The 17,485-nt window shown below is 40.7% G+C and carries 22 protein-coding genes; 5 read left to right on the top strand and 17 right to left on the bottom strand.

What is annotated here, in order from left to right; all coding sequences use genetic code 11:
- Positions 1 to 88 precede the first annotated feature (88 nt).
- From OCU74_RS02890 to OCU74_RS02870, 5 genes are all read right to left on the bottom strand, one after another.
- Complete coding sequence (locus tag OCU74_RS02890) at positions 89 to 1,048, bottom strand: sulfite exporter TauE/SafE family protein (protein ID WP_087480168.1); 960 nt, start codon at positions 1,046 to 1,048, stop codon at positions 89 to 91.
- Positions 1,049 to 1,172: 124 nt separating this feature from the next.
- Complete coding sequence (locus OCU74_RS02885) at positions 1,173 to 1,970, bottom strand: TauD/TfdA family dioxygenase (protein ID WP_087480167.1); 798 nt, start codon at positions 1,968 to 1,970, stop codon at positions 1,173 to 1,175.
- Between the two features lie 14 nt (positions 1,971 to 1,984).
- Positions 1,985 to 3,607, bottom strand: a complete 1,623-nt coding sequence (locus OCU74_RS02880) for an NAD(P)/FAD-dependent oxidoreductase (RefSeq protein WP_159457397.1) — start codon at positions 3,605 to 3,607, stop codon at positions 1,985 to 1,987.
- An 845-nt stretch (positions 3,608 to 4,452) separates the two neighbouring features.
- Positions 4,453 to 5,100 carry an HD domain-containing protein gene (locus tag OCU74_RS02875; protein ID WP_087480165.1) on the bottom strand — a complete coding sequence of 216 codons (648 nt, stop codon included), beginning with the start codon at positions 5,098 to 5,100 and terminating at the stop codon, positions 4,453 to 4,455.
- Positions 5,097 to 6,161: an NAD(P)-dependent oxidoreductase gene (locus tag OCU74_RS02870; protein ID WP_087480164.1), complete on the bottom strand. Its 1,065-nt coding sequence runs from the start codon at positions 6,159 to 6,161 to the stop codon at positions 5,097 to 5,099. Before OCU74_RS02870 ends, OCU74_RS02875 begins: the two co-directional genes overlap by 4 nt.
- Positions 6,162 to 6,424: 263 nt before the next feature.
- On the opposite strand from OCU74_RS02870, the gene OCU74_RS02865 reads away from it, so the two are divergent.
- Positions 6,425 to 7,027, top strand: a complete 603-nt coding sequence (locus tag OCU74_RS02865; protein WP_087480163.1) for a hypothetical protein — start codon at positions 6,425 to 6,427, stop codon at positions 7,025 to 7,027.
- 135 nt (positions 7,028 to 7,162) lie between these two features.
- On the opposite strand, the gene OCU74_RS02860 is transcribed toward OCU74_RS02865, so the two are convergent.
- The 11 genes from OCU74_RS02860 to OCU74_RS02810 form a co-directional block, all read right to left on the bottom strand.
- Complete coding sequence (locus OCU74_RS02860) at positions 7,163 to 7,429, bottom strand: hypothetical protein (protein ID WP_087480162.1); 267 nt, start codon at positions 7,427 to 7,429, stop codon at positions 7,163 to 7,165.
- Between the two features lie 75 nt (positions 7,430 to 7,504).
- Positions 7,505 to 7,693 carry a RebB family R body protein gene (locus tag OCU74_RS02855; protein ID WP_234993555.1) on the bottom strand — a complete coding sequence of 63 codons (189 nt, stop codon included), beginning with the start codon at positions 7,691 to 7,693 and terminating at the stop codon, positions 7,505 to 7,507.
- Between the two features lie 104 nt (positions 7,694 to 7,797).
- The gene (locus tag OCU74_RS02850) at positions 7,798 to 8,064 is read right to left on the bottom strand and encodes a RebB family R body protein (protein ID WP_087480160.1); all 267 of its coding nucleotides are present in this window, start codon (positions 8,062 to 8,064) and stop codon (positions 7,798 to 7,800) included.
- A gap of 11 nt (positions 8,065 to 8,075) precedes the next feature.
- The gene (locus OCU74_RS02845) at positions 8,076 to 8,339 is read right to left on the bottom strand and encodes a hypothetical protein (RefSeq protein WP_087480159.1); all 264 of its coding nucleotides are present in this window, start codon (positions 8,337 to 8,339) and stop codon (positions 8,076 to 8,078) included.
- Entirely contained in the window at positions 8,336 to 8,758 is a 423-nt protein-coding gene (locus OCU74_RS02840) for a RebB family R body protein (RefSeq protein WP_087480158.1), read from the bottom strand. Before OCU74_RS02840 ends, OCU74_RS02845 begins: the two co-directional genes overlap by 4 nt.
- A 147-nt stretch (positions 8,759 to 8,905) precedes the next feature.
- Entirely contained in the window at positions 8,906 to 9,199 is a 294-nt protein-coding gene (locus tag OCU74_RS02835; protein WP_087480157.1) for a RebB family R body protein, read from the bottom strand.
- A 63-nt stretch (positions 9,200 to 9,262) separates the two neighbouring features.
- Positions 9,263 to 9,523 carry a RebB family R body protein gene (locus OCU74_RS02830; RefSeq protein ID WP_021019359.1) on the bottom strand — a complete coding sequence of 87 codons (261 nt, stop codon included), beginning with the start codon at positions 9,521 to 9,523 and terminating at the stop codon, positions 9,263 to 9,265.
- 137 nt (positions 9,524 to 9,660) lie between these two features.
- On the bottom strand, positions 9,661 to 9,921 hold the full coding sequence (locus OCU74_RS02825) for a RebB family R body protein (protein WP_006960109.1): 261 nt from the start codon (positions 9,919 to 9,921) through the stop codon (positions 9,661 to 9,663).
- A 22-nt stretch (positions 9,922 to 9,943) separates the two neighbouring features.
- A complete protein-coding gene (locus tag OCU74_RS02820) occupies positions 9,944 to 10,213 on the bottom strand; it encodes a RebB family R body protein (protein ID WP_087480156.1) in 270 nt (89 codons plus the stop codon).
- Positions 10,214 to 10,265: 52 nt separating this feature from the next.
- On the bottom strand, positions 10,266 to 10,472 hold the full coding sequence (locus tag OCU74_RS02815; protein WP_087480155.1) for a RebB family R body protein: 207 nt from the start codon (positions 10,470 to 10,472) through the stop codon (positions 10,266 to 10,268).
- Positions 10,473 to 10,576: 104 nt separating this feature from the next.
- A complete protein-coding gene (locus tag OCU74_RS02810) occupies positions 10,577 to 11,755 on the bottom strand; it encodes an AraC family transcriptional regulator (protein WP_159457396.1) in 1,179 nt (392 codons plus the stop codon).
- Between the two features lie 473 nt (positions 11,756 to 12,228).
- Here OCU74_RS02810 and OCU74_RS02805 point away from each other — a divergent pair, with 473 nt between their 5' ends.
- Positions 12,229 to 13,743, top strand: a complete 1,515-nt coding sequence (locus tag OCU74_RS02805) for a catalase (RefSeq protein ID WP_087480153.1) — start codon at positions 12,229 to 12,231, stop codon at positions 13,741 to 13,743.
- Positions 13,744 to 13,910: 167 nt separating this feature from the next.
- Positions 13,911 to 14,384, top strand: a complete 474-nt coding sequence (locus OCU74_RS02800) for an ankyrin repeat domain-containing protein (RefSeq protein WP_087480152.1) — start codon at positions 13,911 to 13,913, stop codon at positions 14,382 to 14,384.
- 53 nt (positions 14,385 to 14,437) lie between these two features.
- Here OCU74_RS02800 and OCU74_RS02795 read toward each other — a convergent pair whose 3' ends face one another.
- A complete protein-coding gene (locus OCU74_RS02795) occupies positions 14,438 to 14,617 on the bottom strand; it encodes a hypothetical protein (protein ID WP_143693150.1) in 180 nt (59 codons plus the stop codon).
- A 289-nt stretch (positions 14,618 to 14,906) separates the two neighbouring features.
- Here OCU74_RS02795 and OCU74_RS02790 point away from each other — a divergent pair, with 289 nt between their 5' ends.
- Entirely contained in the window at positions 14,907 to 15,866 is a 960-nt protein-coding gene (locus OCU74_RS02790) for an NmrA family NAD(P)-binding protein (RefSeq protein ID WP_087480151.1), read from the top strand.
- A 545-nt stretch (positions 15,867 to 16,411) separates the two neighbouring features.
- Positions 16,412 to 17,371, top strand: coding sequence for an NmrA family NAD(P)-binding protein (locus tag OCU74_RS02785; RefSeq protein WP_087480150.1), 960 nt, complete (start codon positions 16,412 to 16,414; stop codon positions 17,369 to 17,371).
- Positions 17,372 to 17,485: the final 114 nt, after the last annotated feature.

Below are 17,485 nucleotides of genomic sequence, written 5' to 3'. Positions count from 1 at the left end.
CTGGCTGCGGGAATTCTCGGAAAATTCAGGGGAAAACGCCGATACTGGCACGATTCAGTGAGGTCTTCATAGGTAATGTGGCTAAATATCAGCTCTGGCTTTCTTCTATCAGTACCGGTCTGTTGATGGCATATTGCATGAATTTTAGTATTGAATAAGACATCACAACGAACATCGCAGATTTATAAAGGAACTCGAAATCAACCAGAATAATGGTTGAAATCACTTCAACAGCGATCAGAACATAAATCAGCAGATACAGGAAATAAGGGTTGATTTGTGTCAGTATTCTCCCGCCCAGAGGCGCACCAACAGCAACAATTGGCGCAGCGAAAAACCATGCATCATAAACATTGATATGGACGGATGAACCTCCCGACAGCATAGATTGAACACAAATACTGAGTAATGAATTGATGGCCATAAAGCAAACAGACGTTGGAATGGTCTCCAGCGTTTGCCTTTTGCTGAAAAGAATCAAATAAAAAAAGAGTAAAGTGTCTGACCCACACCCAATGAAAGCACAAAGTGCACCACATATAATCCCCACAGGCATTAAACCAATGTGGAAATACAGAGCATTCTGAATGATAAATTTCTTATGAGAAAGAAAAATTAAAGAAAATAAAATTAAGAAGATACTGAAAATAACTTTGACGCTCGATTCATCAACAGAAATAAAATACCCCAGAAATTGCCCTATCACTGTAAATGGCAATAAAAATATAATAACTTTCCAATCAATAGATACATTTCTGGCAATAAAAAAGAGCGTGGCGAAAGTCATCCCTACAGATTGAATTAAAATTGAAAAATCCCGCGCATCCTGAGAGGAATAATGAAGCACTTTGGTCAGTACAGGAAAAGCAACAGCGCCCCCGCCAAGTGGCGTTGAGCCCGCAACCAACGAGCCGACGACCATTGTGGCGCTTGTCATCCAATGATCCCAAAGATCTTGCCAGGTGTACCCGTAAGAAAACTGAATGCTCCAGACACAATAAAATAAAGCCAGAAAAAAAACATAGGTATTTTTTCGTTTAAATAACATAGTACTCAACTCATGAGAAATCACTATTCATGAAAATTTCATCAATAGTTATACCCGAGAAATAAAACACCTGTTCCCAATAAAGAGTGCACTTAATTTATTGGGAGCAGGTATAGCGTGGTTCTTACAAAATATGAACACGCTTCAGGTGTCTGGATAACCCTTCACTTTGAAATCGTCTTCGCCCATGTAGCATGGTGTGATTATCCACAAGGAGATAGTCGCCTTTTTCCCAGACATGATTATAGATATATTGGGATTGATAGCAGAGCTGGATCATCTGGTGGAGGAATTCATCGCTCTTTGATTTTTCTAGCCCCGAAACCAAGGCCTGAACCGGGTTCACATCTTGATTATCTTCGTTAAATGGCTCGACAAATTGTATTCTCATCTGCTGCGTGGCCGGATGCTGACTCAATAACGGCACATGAATATCTCCACCATAGTGCGCGACTTTTTTTGTTGAATAGCTTACAGATTTTGATTGCAGCTCCTCGAAAGTATCCTGAGGAAGAGAATCAAGTAATCTCGTGGTATTGAGGAAAATGGTTTCCCCGCCACCAGATGACGCGCTACTCTCTAAGCACTGGAAAAAGTTGTAACGAGGCGTCTCATTTGCAAACGCCCCATCCCAGTGGAGCTCGACCCGTCCCCGACTAAAAATATGGTTTGCCGGATCTTGCTGTATTTTGAGATCTAAAACATAGCCAAAATCCCATGCCAGCAGAGGGCCAAGCTTTTGAGCAAAGCTTTCCATTTCTTTATCATTCGTTGGATTAAACCCTCTCAGCAACACAAGACCCGATCTCAGTATTTCCTCTTCCAGATCCTGGATAGGCAATTGATGAATATCGCTTATTTGTTGATCCTGAGCTTGAATGATCACACCAATATTGTCTAATGGTTGAGTCTTCATATTCATACTCTTATCCTTCTTTAAGCTGCTTCTTTCAGAAGTAACTTCATCGTCTCAGCGAGAGAAAGTTGATCTGAAATAGCACATTCAATTGCATGAGACAGCTTTTCTTCACTGGCATTAAGCTGGGTATTATTGAAATCATGGATGCTATATATGAAGTTACGATAGACGGCACGAAGCATGTCGTGATCGATAATTTCTTCACACGACATATTGAAATATTTTCCTCGGGTAAAAGAATGCATCATTTGATCTTCTTTTAAGACAATATCGAAAAACTCTCCCTGATTGAGACGGTATTCATGCCCTTTGATAACGTCTTCGAATTCTTGTGCAAGCTGATGCACGCGATAAATACCAGACATCATGACTTCTTTATCAATCTGTTGATAAATTTCTTCCTGAGTCATGCTATTGATACTTTCGGTATAACCATATTTCTTCGCGAATGATTTGGGTAAAATTGAGCCATACCAATGAATTAGTGAGGCATTGATATTAGTACGGTGAACTTCATAACTACCATGATAATTACCGGTGATGTGACGTTTAAAGCTTTCATACCAACGATATAAATAGCCATTATAAGCCTTGATTTTTCCCTCAAACGTTGTTGTATCATTGGCTAAATCCGCCTGAATGATTTCTCCAATCATACGATTTGCATCTGTCAGATAAGCCGATCCGGGAGAAATCATCGGATCTAAGAATCCAGACGACATTCCAGTGAGAAACCACCGATCTTTAGAGAAAGATACTGTTGCCCGGCGAGACAAGCGTTTCATCAGCTGGAAATCCTGAATTTCAAACTGATCACCCAGAATTTCTTTCATGCACTGATGAGACTGAAGAAATTCAATGAAAGCAGCCTGATTCTTTATCCCCAAATCTGGTTGAGAGTCTTTTGACGTTAAACCAATACTGACGGTTTGTTCATCGAGGGGAATTAACCAAAACCAGTAATTTTTGTACATAAAATGGTTGGTCGATAACTGGCGAGTTGTGAAATTTGTTCTTTCATGCCAACTCGTCCCACCAAGTTGATCGATGGCATTGGTAAACTTGAATCGTCCCCACATAGAACTGACAGAGTATTTGATGTCTTGGGGTTCAATCAGTCCCAATTTTTTACCAAGAGGTGACGAGAAACCACTGGCATCAACAAGGTAACGACATTTGTAAGTTCCTTTAGAGGTAATAACCGTATGACCCTGCTCTCCATCGATTTCAAGATCTGAGACAGACTCTCCCATACGCACTTCAACTCCGATTTCACGATTAAACGTGACCATATCGTTATCAAATACTTGCCTGTCAATTTGTACAGCAGGAATCGAGTGGTACCAACTTCGGCCAACTTCACTCATTTGATTCACTGGGAGTGAATGATCATTATTATCGAAAAAGAAACGCAGTCCATGTTTATAAATAAACTTACTATCAAGATAATGACCAAGTTGTAAGTCTTTGTTCATATAATCCCAGAATGATTCAAGGGTAGACTCTCCGACCCAACTATTAAACTGGTTTTTTCTTTCAATAATCGTAATATCTAATTCTGGATTCGATAACTTTAATTGTCTCGCAAGGCAAGCGCCGGCTTTCGAGCCACCAATGATGATAACATCTCTATTTTCCATATCCATAGCCTAATATTCACTTCTGTTGTTAGTAATGATTTATTGATTAATAATCGGATTAACACTATTGATTGATTTAAATTTAAAATACATAGCTGATATGTTAATACTATGTAAATATCTATATCAAATAGAATATTTAAGAGTCAAATTAAAATTTGAATTTTTATTTATAATTTTCTTTAATTAATTCTTATCCATTTGTTTTACAAGGAATTATCATTCGATAATCATTTATCTACAAATAAGTCAATTTTGTGTTATTTATAGTATTCTATTAATTATTTTGGTTGATTATTTGTAAAATTTTCATTTACCTCGCAAGTTGTTCGACCAGTTTTTAATTGACTATTCCACATGAAAATGATCGTACCAAAACCCGTCATAATAAATGTAACGGTATAATGAGCACGGTAAGTTCAAGAGGATCGGAATCACTAATTGAAATTGGTTGCACATTTTAAGTAAAAGATAATAAAGAAATGACGATAGAAAATTCAGAATGGTGAAAACGAATATATGTAGCTTGATCAAGGGGTTTCAAGAGAAAGTCTTTATTGCAGAATCATTCATATTATTTATATTTGAAAATTAATAATAGTTACATTCGTCTAAATATTGATTTAAATCGATTCATCCAAAAAATACCTTGATAAAAAAGTGCCCCTTTCTATAACTTCTGTCCCTGATAATCAGGGGACAGTTTGTATTTATCATACTCATCAATACAATTGCTTATACTCAGGTAACCTCAAGATGCAAGATTCAGACTGACTTAATCAGTACGATTCATAGCTCAGTGACTCCTGCTAAAACTGTATCTTGAGGTCATTTGGGTATATTGATTAAATTGCTATTTCTTCATAAAGATGATTCAGAAAATCCTGCATAAACTGACCACGTTTTCTAGCAATTTCTTTTGCCGCCGATGTATTCAGTTTCTGCTCCAACTTCAGAAGCTTATTGTAAAAATGGTCAACAATATAATTCTTATCATCAAGAGGTCGTTGGTTTATTGTAGGATTTGGCTCCGATGGATGACTAATAGCAGAAGCAAACTTTCCTCCGACAATGAAGCATCTGGCAATACCAATAGCACCCAAAGCATCGAGTCTATCCGCATCTTGTAAGATTTGAGCTTCGATAGACTCTGCTTCAATCTGACTAGAATAGCTATGCGCTTGTATAACATGCTCCAGTTGCTTCATTTTCTCTTCGGGAAACTCTGGAATATCACGCATCAATTGGCTTGCATATTCTGCAGAATGTCGTGAAGCATCCTTATTCTTACTACTATCTTTGGGGTAACTAATAACATCATGCAAATAGGCTGCGGTTATCAAAACGTCCATATCAACATTCTGACAGAACTGACTGAGATATTTACAATTCTTAACTACTCTGTCTACATGCATCATATCATGTGAAGGATCTGCATCCTTCATTGAATTGGTAGCAATTGACTTTAATTTCGTTTCAAGTGTACTATTCACAAAAATGTCTCCAAATATATATCTGATAATAAAACTTCATCTTTACTTTCAAGTTCATTAATTACGTTTAACTTATAATTCTTATCAATTATTCGTTGAGCTGCACATACAATAGCACCCTGAACCATATGCGCAAAATATCCAATTTCCCCACCATCTAGAAAATTCACTGCATTCCCTTTATTGCAAAAGTAAATATTTCCATTTTTATTACTAGAGAAAAACATTCCTTTGATTAAATTAAAATCATCAAAATCTATATCGAACTCATCATCAGATGATGTCACTGAGAAAAAATAACATACTTTCTTAAATAATGGAAAGTCGGATTCGGATATAGATTTATTTCCTGTTGCAGAAAATATAACATTGAACTTTCCAAATTCAGATCTATCTTTTATTATATTTAAATTTAAACATGATGCATGCACCAGTCTTCTTGAATCCTTATCATATACAGTTACAGAGTAACCGTATTTTTGCAAACTCTGTGCAATACTTCTCCCTATTTTTCCAAAACCTATGACAAGTATTCTCTTTCCATTAAAAGTCTTACCTAAAGTCCTTAATTGCTTTTCTGCAGAAAATAAAATTGCCAGGCCTACCCACCAATCTTCAGTTTCTTTAGGAAAACTCCTAGCAATAGAAAATAATGGAATGTTTGAATTCAATAAATTCTTGTTTTCGTATTTTTGCTGACCATTTTCTGTATCTTCTATGATACCAATGATATTGTTAATCACTGCACTATCGTCAAATATAGATGAGAAATATCCACCAATATCAAACAGTATACATTCTTTATTTTCAGTAAAGGAATTTAATTTAGATACCACTTTACTTTTGGAAGAAAACTCATTCCGATCTAATAATTCAAAATTATATTCATTATTTTCTAAATATCTAATTATATCTTTATCTACAGAGTTTGGTTTTATAAGTACCTTCTGTAATGAATTATGTTTTGACAATATAGAAATATATGGGATTAAACTTTTAATTGCATGACAGACAATAATTAAATTGTTGTTTTTAAAATTCAATTCATTAATGAGTTTCAAAAAAAAAACTTTCCTCTAAAGATAGAGGATAAAAATATCGATGGCTATCATCATGAACAGCTCTACTAGACAAGGTACTATCAATTTCCTTCATATTTATATTTCCCTTTGTGATCAAACTTTTCCTAACCAGAAAATCTACCAAGGAACTTAAATATGCCAATTGATGCACATCATTATTCTCGGAAAATTCAGGGGAAAACGCCGAGATTTGCCATGCTCAGTTGCTTACAGTGGAGAAAACCATCACATAAGGAGCGCCTATGAACGCCCAACAACTTCTCCGCTTTTTTGCCGATCATTATGACTTTGAGCGGGCTAGTCAGTATCTTGCTGACCCGGAAGTTCGGTTTTTTGCAAAATCCTGGCTGGTGGTCGAGCTGGGGCAACTTCTGATACAGCATTATCCGGATGCACAACATGAGTTCGCACCTCGTTATCTTCTTGATGAACAATACCTGCACTACCGGGAGAAAGATGATCGGGTAGAAGCATGTAACAAACGGACCGCTTCTTATGCGGATTTCAGTATCCGGCAGGCATCATCACCACTCTGGTGTGAAATTTTTTCGATTCACCAGGAACAGTTTCGTCAGCGGCGAGAACGGCAGAAGATGGCAATGAACATGGCACGTGTTGATGCTTTTCAGCATTATTTAAAACGAGAGAAAGTCTGTCTGATCAGTGCATTGTGGGGGACATTCGGTACTCAGGATTCTGCTCTGTTGGCAGAGTTCGATAACGAGTCTCAATGTACTTATGCATTAGACTCAGCCCGTCAGGGAAGCGGTCAAATATCCCGGTTATGCCAGATCGATAAAAAAGCAGGCCCGCGGCTGATTCTGACTGTTTACATGCCCAAATAGAGGTTCATATACCCAAAGCGGTTTATTTACTCAAATAACAGGCAGATTCAGGAAAACCGGGTCTGCCGGAACGAGTAAAATGTGCAGCAGAAATGAGAGATAACAATCGATGGCATTGCACTAGTCAGGTCTTGTCTAATCAAATTTCTTAGCGACCTCCGCCGCCTTATTACCCAGCTCAGAGAAATTTGCCGTCCCTTTCTCCATGATCTGCTGAGCCTGTTCGATCACCTTGACATATTTTTCATCGCCGGTCGCCAGCAATTGTGCCAGAGCAACCCCGATGGCTGTCGTGCTGATAGTATTGAGATTACGCAGATTGTCGGCAGCATCCTGAACGGCAATTGCCGTTGACTGTGCAACGGACTGTTTTGCCTTTTCAGTGGTTGATCCTTTCGACATTGTTCCTCACCAAGACATGTTTTCTCACCAAGACATACTTCCTCACCAAAGTATAGTGCTTCATCAAGGTAGAAATTAACCGCCCTGCTGCAATATCAGTGCACAGGCTGTTGAAGTAGCAGCATTACTGATTGCCTGCATGCCTTGTTGGATAGTCACTGCATTTTGCATGTGCAGTCCCATCGTGTCTGACATGGCAGACTCTGTCAGTTGGTCGATCATTTCATTGACCTGCTCCAGATCAGCGCTTTCCTGCTTTGCCATAATCGGCTCTCCATCTGTCTAAAGGGGATTCTCCATATTACCTGTCATAATAACAATAATCGGTGAATCCCCTTTTTGATTCTCAGTTCGATGATCAGCAACTCCTAACCTTTCTCGACAATATCTTCCGCAGCCCGTCCCAGAACCGCGGTACCGATAGCTGTCAGCGAGTTAATTCCCTGCACGGTAGCCGATTGCATCGTAATGCCAGCCTGCTGCTGCGCCGAAGTCGCATTATGATTCAGATTAGACATCGCCAGACTCATTGCGGTATAGAAGTTTCCCATCGCATTCGCCGGAGAACTCGCCAGTACCTGGGTATTGGTCTGAGTAATTGCATCTGTAATTTGTTCATTCACTTTCTTAGCCATAATTTCCTCGTTTATGCGTGCTGATCAGGCAACACCTGCTGAAGTTGCTGATTGATTTTTTGCATTTCCTGCTCAATCTGGGTGTGAACGTCTTCAAACATCTGATTCACTTCCTGATGAACCTTCTGTACATTTTCGTCCATCTGCACTGTCTCAAACTTATCCTGACTCTGACGGACCATCTGCCGGATCTCTTGCATCCGGCTTTCCGTAGCTTCCTGAATCTGGTTCAGTTGTTGCCCGACATCTGCACTGAACGATGGTTGACTACTCATTCCTCTGCCTCTTTTTTATTCCGTTTTAAAAACCTGAATAAATTAAATCGCTTGGTTTGCTGTTCTTCCAATCCATCACTCTCCGCATCACTCGTATCAGGGGACAGACGATCAGAACCATCCACAAAGATGGCAGGCTCCACACTCTCAGCTTTTTTCGTTGAAGATGCCATCGTTCTGGTCTGGGTTTGCAGTAGCCGGGCACAAGCATTGGTAATCGAAGCTGCGGTTGTCATTTGCGACTGCTGCTGGTTGGTGATGGCATTATGCATCGACAGTCCTAATGTATCAGCCAATGTGGTTTCCAACAGACTGGTGGGTTGGGCAGTATATGCCTGCAATGTATTGAAATGTTCAATCGTCTGCCGCGGCAACTCCTGTCCGGATTCATTTTCATATCGGGGTTTCTGCTCTTGCATCGTCACTCCTTGCTTGTTCCTGATGAACGTTTTCCTGATGAACCTGATTTTCGATGAAGAAATCCGGAAATAACTGAGTCGATTGAATCAGGATCTGTGGCCTCAATTTCTCTTCAGAACCGGGCTGGTCCGTGCCAGCCACGAAGATTATTTGGAAGAGTCGTACAACACTGTGGCAACTTTTTCCCCGACGACGCCAAAGTTATCCGCACCATTGGTCACGACCTTTTGAGCCTGCTCAATAATGTGGGCATATCTCAGATCTCCGGTTTCCAGCATCTGACTCAATGCAGTACCAATTGCTGTCGTACTGATCGTATTCAGGTTGCGCAGGTTGTCTGTCGCATCTGATAACGCCAGCGCGGTTGACTGGGCAACTGACTGAAAAGCAGAGTTGAAAGCACTCTGATCCGGTTCAGGAGGAAGTACGGTATCTTTCATCCTATGCTCCTTTTAAATACCTTTGCCGGCATAACCGGCAAAGGTAATGAAAGCACTGATTGATTAGTCTTTCTCAATGATGCCTTCAGCACTACGTCCAACAACCGAGCCACCGATAGACATTAGCGAGTTCACGCCCTGCACTGTCGCAGCCTGCATCGTAATTTGAGCCTGCTGCTGAGCAGCCGTCGCATTATGAGCAGCTGTACCCAAAGCCTGACCGGTTGACATCAGTAAGTTACCCATTGCCATTGCTGGCGTCTCACCGACAACTTTTGTATTCACTTGTGTGACCGAATCTGTCACCTGTTCATTCACTGGCATTGTGATTTCCTTTTGCTATTTGATTGAATAAAACGTTGATTGAATAAACCTTTGGTTAATAAACATCGATTAACTAAAGTTTGCCTGCTCACACCAGCATGCGGTGTTTGACAGGATTCAGGTTAACGCCAACAGGATTAACCTTTTTCAATGATGCCTTCAGCACCCCGTCCAATGACGGAAGAACCAATGGCCATCAGAGAATTGACACCCTGCACGGTCGCGGCCTGCATGGTGATCTGTGCCTGTTGCTGTGCCGCAGTTGCGTTATGTGCAGCATTACTTAACGCATGGCTGGTCGACATCAACAGGTTGCCCATTGCCATCGCGGGAGTTTCCCCGACAACTTTCGTATTCACCTGAGTTACTGAATCGGTAACTTGTTCATTTACTGGCATAATATTCTCCTGAGTTCACTAATTAGCTTTTCTTGCTAGGTTCAAGGATAAGCTCGACACTACGACCGACAATTGCACTGCCTGTACTCAACAGTGAATTGACTCCCTGTACCGTCGAGGTCTGGTGGACCAAAGTTGCCTGCTGGTTCGCACTCACACTACTGAGAGCAGTAAGTCCCATTGCATGGCTGGTGGACATCAACAGATTCCCGCCGGCCACTGCTGGAGTACTTCCAACGGCTTCTGTGTTGACCTGGGTTACAGAATCGGTAACCGCATCATTTACTGGCATAGATATGCTCCTCTTAGTCATGAAAGGTGACGATTCACCTTTCAAAGCCGGCTCAGGACGACGTACTTTTCAGTGCAATGGAATAAATCAGACTTGAACTCAATGCACTGTTGGTTACGACAATAGTTTGGATCTGCTGCTGAACCTGCGTCGCATTTTCAGCAGCCCGACCAAGTGAGGCAGCGACCAGATTCAACTGCGTATTTCGTGAAACCTTGGGTGTCAATTCACTTAACAACTTCTGTACATCGATTTCCATCTTCCGGCTTCCCTGACGTCATCCTGTGACTTAGTTTCATATTAGAAGCAGGGGCTTTGAATAACTTGGCCCAATCAATGAATAATCATGGGTTATCAAGCAATTCAGCAGGCCATGGAATAATCGCTTTCCTGGCGCTGCTCCTGACGAAACTGTCTGGGGGTGCACCCGACATAACGTTTGAACATTTTTTCAAAATGACTTAAGTCTCCAAACCCGGCACTCATACATACATCCGTGATTTTGAGCAGTGGGTTGGTCGTCATCAGATGTTGTGCTTCACGAACTCGAAGCTGACAAAGAAGTGATTTAAATGAACTTCCCAGGTGTTCCCGGAACAGATAAGAGAGGTGGGAAGCACTGGTATAGCTGGCTCCGGCAATCTGATTGAGTGAAATATCTTCCTGAAAATGCTGGCTTAAAAACAGCAGTGCCTTTGACAGAGCCGGATGCATATTCGACCAGAATGCCTGATCATGGTGAATCAGATGTTCGATCAGATCCTCTTTCTCTTCCATTCTCTGACAAATACCTAAATCATCCAGATCATCTGCGGTAATTTCAGTTTTGGCTAATGCAATTATTGACAATAATATATTTTGTAACTGACTGATATTGCCCGGCCATTCATATTTTTTCAGCATTTCCATTGCGTCAACAGAAAATAAAACCTGTCGGTCAAGGCGACTAAAAATAAATTTAATATGCTGTTCAATATCTTGTTTTCTTTCTCGGAGTGGTGGTAAGTGAAAGTTAAACTGAGGGACAGATGAACCTAATATTTTGGCGATAAACTGTTGCTCGGTAGGTAAAGTATAAAAAGGTTCAGTACACGAAATAATCAGCCGGACTCTGTTTTTTCTTAATTTTTCCTGAAATGCATCCAGTGTAAATAAAAAAATCAGCTCATCTTTAAACAGTGGTTCCAGGCTGTCAACCTCCTCAAGATAAACCGAGCCACCACATGCCTGATCAATACAACGACAGAGGTGCTCCCGGTAAGCCCTGGCATCGTGAATATTGGCCGGGACACAGACAAATGGTTCCCGGCAACGCTGACTGTGATAATGAATATTGTAAGCCACGTCCTTTTTCTCACAACCCGATTCACCAGAAATAAATACCGGAAAGCTGACTTCTGATGCAAAGCGGATTTGCTGCTTAATCCGCTTCATCGGATTGGAGTCCCCAAGAATTGGATAGAAAAAATCTTTGCCAATATTCAATGTCGCCGGATCACGCGATTCTGATGGGTAGCATAGATGATTAGGCTCTTTTATCATTGTGTAATTCCTTTTATTTACCATTGACGTCGAGCGTTTTATGCTAGACGGGTCAATCTGGTTTATATTGGGATTTGCAATGATCTTTACGGTTTAATTGATGCTAATAGCATTTATGTAAGATATATTTCTCCTAATTGACAATTATCATGAATAACATCAAATTCATTAATATTTTTCATTACTATATAAATTAATTTATCAGTATGGATAACATATGAAAATATCAATAAAAATACCTACACCAATCAATACAATAAAGTCAATCTGCTAATATTCCCTTTATGAATCCCGTATTAAAAATAATGTCATTCCCAATGTAACAAATGAAATAACACCTCGATCTCATCATATTTTTAATCGATTTTTTGCATCAAATTAATCGTTAATATTCGTTTTATTCATAAACTTTCATAAGTGTATACTCAGTTTCGGGCAGAAAAGGGCTTTTGTCATACACGAAGGAAACAATTATGCGTACGTCAAAAGGCTTTTTAATCATAGCGATGGGATTGGGGCTGACTCTGACAAGTCAGGCTCAGACACTGACACGGGACAATGGTGCTCCGGTCGGTGATAACCAGAATTCTCTGACAGCAGGGAGCAATGGCAGTGTCTTACTGCAGGATGTTCACCTGATACAAAAATTACAACGGTTTGCCAGAGAACGGATCCCTGAACGTGTTGTTCATGCCCGTGGCACCGGAGCACATGGTGAATTTGTCTCCAGTGGCGATTTCAGTTCGCTGACCACAGCGGCACCTTTTACCAAATCAGGCAAAACAACCCCGGTATTTGTCCGTTTTTCAACGGTCATCCATCCGAAAGGTTCTCCGGAAACGCTACGAGATCCCCGCGGATTTGCCACCAAATTTTATACGGATCAGGGTAACTGGGATCTGGTCGGTAATAACTTACCTATCTTCTTTATCCGGGATGCCATTAAGTTTGCTGATATGGTTCACTCTCTGAAACCATCTCCGGTGACGAATGTTCAGGATCCCAACCGATTCTTCGACTTCTTCAGCCATGAACCTGGTTCTACCAACATGCTGACCTGGGTTTATTCAAATCTCGGCACACCAGCCAGCTATCGCACAATGGACGGTTTCGGAGTCCACGCTTATAAATGGATTAACGCCAGTGGCGATGTCAACTACGTTAAATTTCACTGGAAAAGCCAACAAGGGATAAAGAGCCTGCGTCCGCAGGAAGTTGCCGAGGTTCAGGGGAAAGATTTTAACCACCTGACCAATGATCTGTATCAGCAGATCGGTGCCGGCAACTATCCGAAATGGGATCTTTATGTTCAGACACTGACGCCGCAGGAACTCTTCAAACTGGATTACAACGGACTGGATGCAACCAAAGAGTGGCTGGGTGTGCCGGAAACCAAAGTCGGTACGATGACACTCAACCGGGTTCCGGATAACTTCTTTCAGGAAACTGAACAGGCAGCTTTTGCGCCTTCAAATCTGATTCCGGGAGTAGAGCCATCGGAAGACCGGCTTCTACAGGGACGCTTGTTCGCCTATGCGGATACTCAGCTCTATCGTGTCGGCGCCAATGTGTCACAGCTACCGATCAATCGTCCTCTTGTACAGGTCAGGAACCATAATCAGGATGGAGCCACTAATATCAACGCCACAGCATCAGACGTAAATTATGAGCCCAGCTCAAATCTGGACTGGTCTGAAGATACACAATACCGTTTTGTGAATACAAAACTCAACGGAACAGTACAGCAGGCGCCGATCAGCAAACCCCGTAATTTCTATCAGGCGGGAGTGTTTTACCGCAGCCTCAGCGATCAGGACCAGCAGGATCTGATCGTCAATATGGCAGCAGATCTCGGCAAAGTGAAAGACCAGAAAATCAAGAACACGATGCTGAGTTACTTCTACCGGGCCGATCAGGATTACGGTACCCGACTGACGCAGGCAGTAGATGCCAAGCTTGCTGATGTAATCAAACTCACTCAAATGTAATCAGTTTGGCCCACGAGACAACACAGCTCTTTTCTGCCCGAATAAGAAGCAGTCTCGTGGGCCAATTTCCGTCTTATACCATTTCAGCGCAAGTGTACGGCACATTGCTTTCTATTGATGTTTCCATCCGAATCAGATTAATCAATATAGATAATATGAGGCCAAAAATGAAACAACTGTTATCACTTTTTTTACTCCTGCTGCCCTGCTGGTGCTTTGCAGCCGGTCCACAACCAGATCAGCCATCAACATCAAAGCATACTGATTCGGATGAACTCATCCGGCTTTTCTTTGCCGCTGCCAGAATTGGTGAAACCGAAGTACTCAATACGTTCCTTGATGCCGGTTTTCCGATTAATCAGCGTAATCCTCAAAGCTATACTGCACTCATGGTTGCTGCCTATAACGGCCAGAAGGATGCAACGGAGCTATTACTTGAACGGGGTGCAAATGCCTGTATTCAGGATAAACGGGGTAATACGGCGATTATGGGTGCCATTATCAAAGGAGAATTTCAGATTGCCAGAAAGCTCTATCAGGCAAGCTGCGATGCGAATATCCGCAACAATGCCGGACTGACGCTTGAAGCATTTGCCGAAAAATATACTCAGGGTGGAATGCCAGAGGTCTTACATCCATAGCAGGATGTGTTGATCTTTTATGGTTGGATTTTGTTCTGAGAACCGGTGAAAGTTTATTCCCACAGGTGACTATAGATCAGAGATAAACCTATCAATAACAAGGCCAGCCCAGATAGATAATTCAGGCTCACAGTTAATCGGCGATTATTCTGAGACATAGTCGCCAGCATCCCGCCAGACAAACCAGCCGTCATATCAATCGGTAATGCGGTCGCCGGCACAATCAGACTCACCAGCAATGCTTCCCAGACTGAATATCCGGCAGAAAGAATCAGGTCCGGGACTGAGATTCAGAAGAACCGCCGCAAATGTAAATGCAATCAAACTGGTGTATTCCATCATTTACCCCTTCCCATTAAAGAATATAAATTCACACATTACGCATAACAACGCAACAGCTATCACAAAAATATTTCATGAGACATATAATAAATTTATATTTTTATTGAAAATAAAGCTTTGATACAGTATTCATATGCACAAATAGACTTAGAATAATTATTTTGATATCAAGGAGCATTTATGCGTTATATTGTTACAGGTGCTGATGGCAAATTAGCCGGTCGTATTGCGGAAAATATGATTCAAGAAGTTGGTGGAGAAAATTTAATATTTACCTGCTGGAATTTGAATTTTGTTCCAAAAGAAAAGCTGGAACGATGGAAAAAATCAGGAGTAGAAGTATTTGAAGCCAACTATGATGATATCGACTCATTAAATACCGCTTTTAAGGGTGGAAACCGAATCTATATTGTCTCTGGTCTCGAAGTTGGTAAGAGGATTCAACAGCATACCAATGCAATCAATGCAGCCATCAATCAGGGAGTCGAACATATCACATATAGCTCATTTATCGGTGCAACGCAGCCTGAATATGCCCATTTAGATGTGACGCCTGACCACACAGGGACAGAGCTATATTTACAAAGTACAGGCCACCCTTATACCGCGGTGAGAAATAGCTTATATATTGAAAACTACCTGACGATGTATCCTATGTTTGCCATGATGGCTGATAATATCTGGGCAAGTTCAGCGATGGAAGGCCGAGCAACTTTAATCGCAAAGGATGATGCCGCCGCCGCCGCAACTGCATCATTATTGGGTAAAGGTGAAGATTTCAGGGCTTATAATATCTTTGGCCGGGAATCTGTCTCTATCCGAGAACTTTGTGAACTAGTGAATGAAGTCTCAGGTATGAACTTCACATATCAGGGTATTGATGAAGAGGCATACTTCCAGTATCTGGAAAAATTGCATGTCCCTCGTCATATTACCGGCGATTTTTCCAGATCTCCGATTCCTTTCTCAGGAGATGACATCGTGAGTAACGATGCATCGATCAGGGATGGACTGTTAGACGTCGCTTCTGATGATTTTGAAATTTTAACCGGAAGAAAACCACAGACAGCCAGAGATATTGTTATGGATTCTGCGTACGTTTGGGAAAACAAAGTTACAAACTGGAAACAAATGCGTTAATAAATACCAATTTTAAAATATTACATATGATATAAAATCAAATGGTTATATATCAATGCGGTATATTAATTGTAATGTATTTTGCATAAACATGCACAAACCTAGTTCAATCTAAGCCGTCTCCTATATGCTGTTTTCAACAGGTGTCATATTTGAGATGGCTTTCCAGAATGGAGTTTGTCCCCAAATAACCTCAGAATACTTTCTCTTTCTTCGACTCCATAGGCATTAATAACAAATTATATGTATAGAATTATAAATATTTAATCAATCATGACTATTTTCTAGAATTACTTTCAGGCAGAAATTTGAAGTCGCCACCAGTCTTTAATCAGATCGATAAATTCAATTTCTACAAACTTTCGAAAATATTAACTCTTTAGAATATATCCTTCCCGAAATATTGAACCATCAGATGTAATAATTACAGGGATAGTGTTTCACTGCAAACATCATATATTTCTATTTTTACTGCGCCGCCCGATAAGATACAATAATCATATGCGGATAATTAATAATTATCACTTTTAAATAAAGGAGTTTTTATGCGTTACATTGTTACAGGTGCTGATGGAAAACTATCCGGTCGTGTTGCAGAAAATATGATAAACGAAGTCGGTGGTGAGAATTTAACTTTCACTTGTTTGAATCTAAATTATGTTCCCAAAGAAAAACTGGAACGTTGGAAAAAAGCTGGTGTTTCTGTATTTGAAGCAAACTATGATGACGTTGATTCATTAAATAGAGCATTTAAGGGTGGAGACCGAATTTATATTATTTCGGGTCTGGACATTGGGAAAAGAATTCAACAGCATACCAATGCAATCAATGCCGCGATCAATCAGGGTGTCGAACACATCACGTATAGCTCTTTTGTCGGTGCGACTGAACCCGGATATGAGCATTTAGACGTGACACCAGACCATACCGGAACCGAGCTATATTTGCAGAGTACAGGTCACCCTTATACCGCCGTGAGAAATAGCTTATACCTTGAAAACTATTTAACCATGTATCCTATGTTTGCCATGATGTCTGACAATATCTGGGCCAGTTCAGCGCAGGAAGGCAAAGCAACCTTAATCGCAAAAGACGACGCTGCTACTGCTGCAACAGCTTCATTATTAGGTAAAGGCGAAAGTTTCAGGTCTTACAACATTTTCGGCCGGGAATCCGTTTCGATTCGGGAACTGTGTGAACTGGTTAATGAAGTTTCCGGAAGGAACTTTATTTATCAAGGTCTTGATGATGAATCATTCTATCAATATCTGGAAAACCTTTACGTTCCCCGCCGTATTACAGGAGACTTTTCGAAATCTCCGGTTCCGTTTTCCGGCGATGATCTTGTGAGCAATGATACATCAATCAGAGATGGACTTTTAGACAGACCTTCAAATGACTTTGAAATATTAACCGGTAAAAAACCTAAAACTGCCAGAGATATTGTGATGAACTCTGCATATGTCTGGGAAGATAAAATCTCTAACTGGAATAACATGCGTTAATAGACACATAATTAACACGTTGCACTATATAAAAATATTTATATATTAGAATAACGTATTTTTTATTTAAGATGAAAAATGCATTAATCCAACCTGAGCTATTGCTATTTTTCA

Source organism: Vibrio mangrovi (assembly GCF_024346955.1).
Classification (GTDB): Bacteria; Pseudomonadota; Gammaproteobacteria; order Enterobacterales; family Vibrionaceae; genus Vibrio; species Vibrio mangrovi.
Note: the sequence above shows the minus strand (reverse complement) of the source record. Positions and strands in the feature narration are given on the sequence as shown.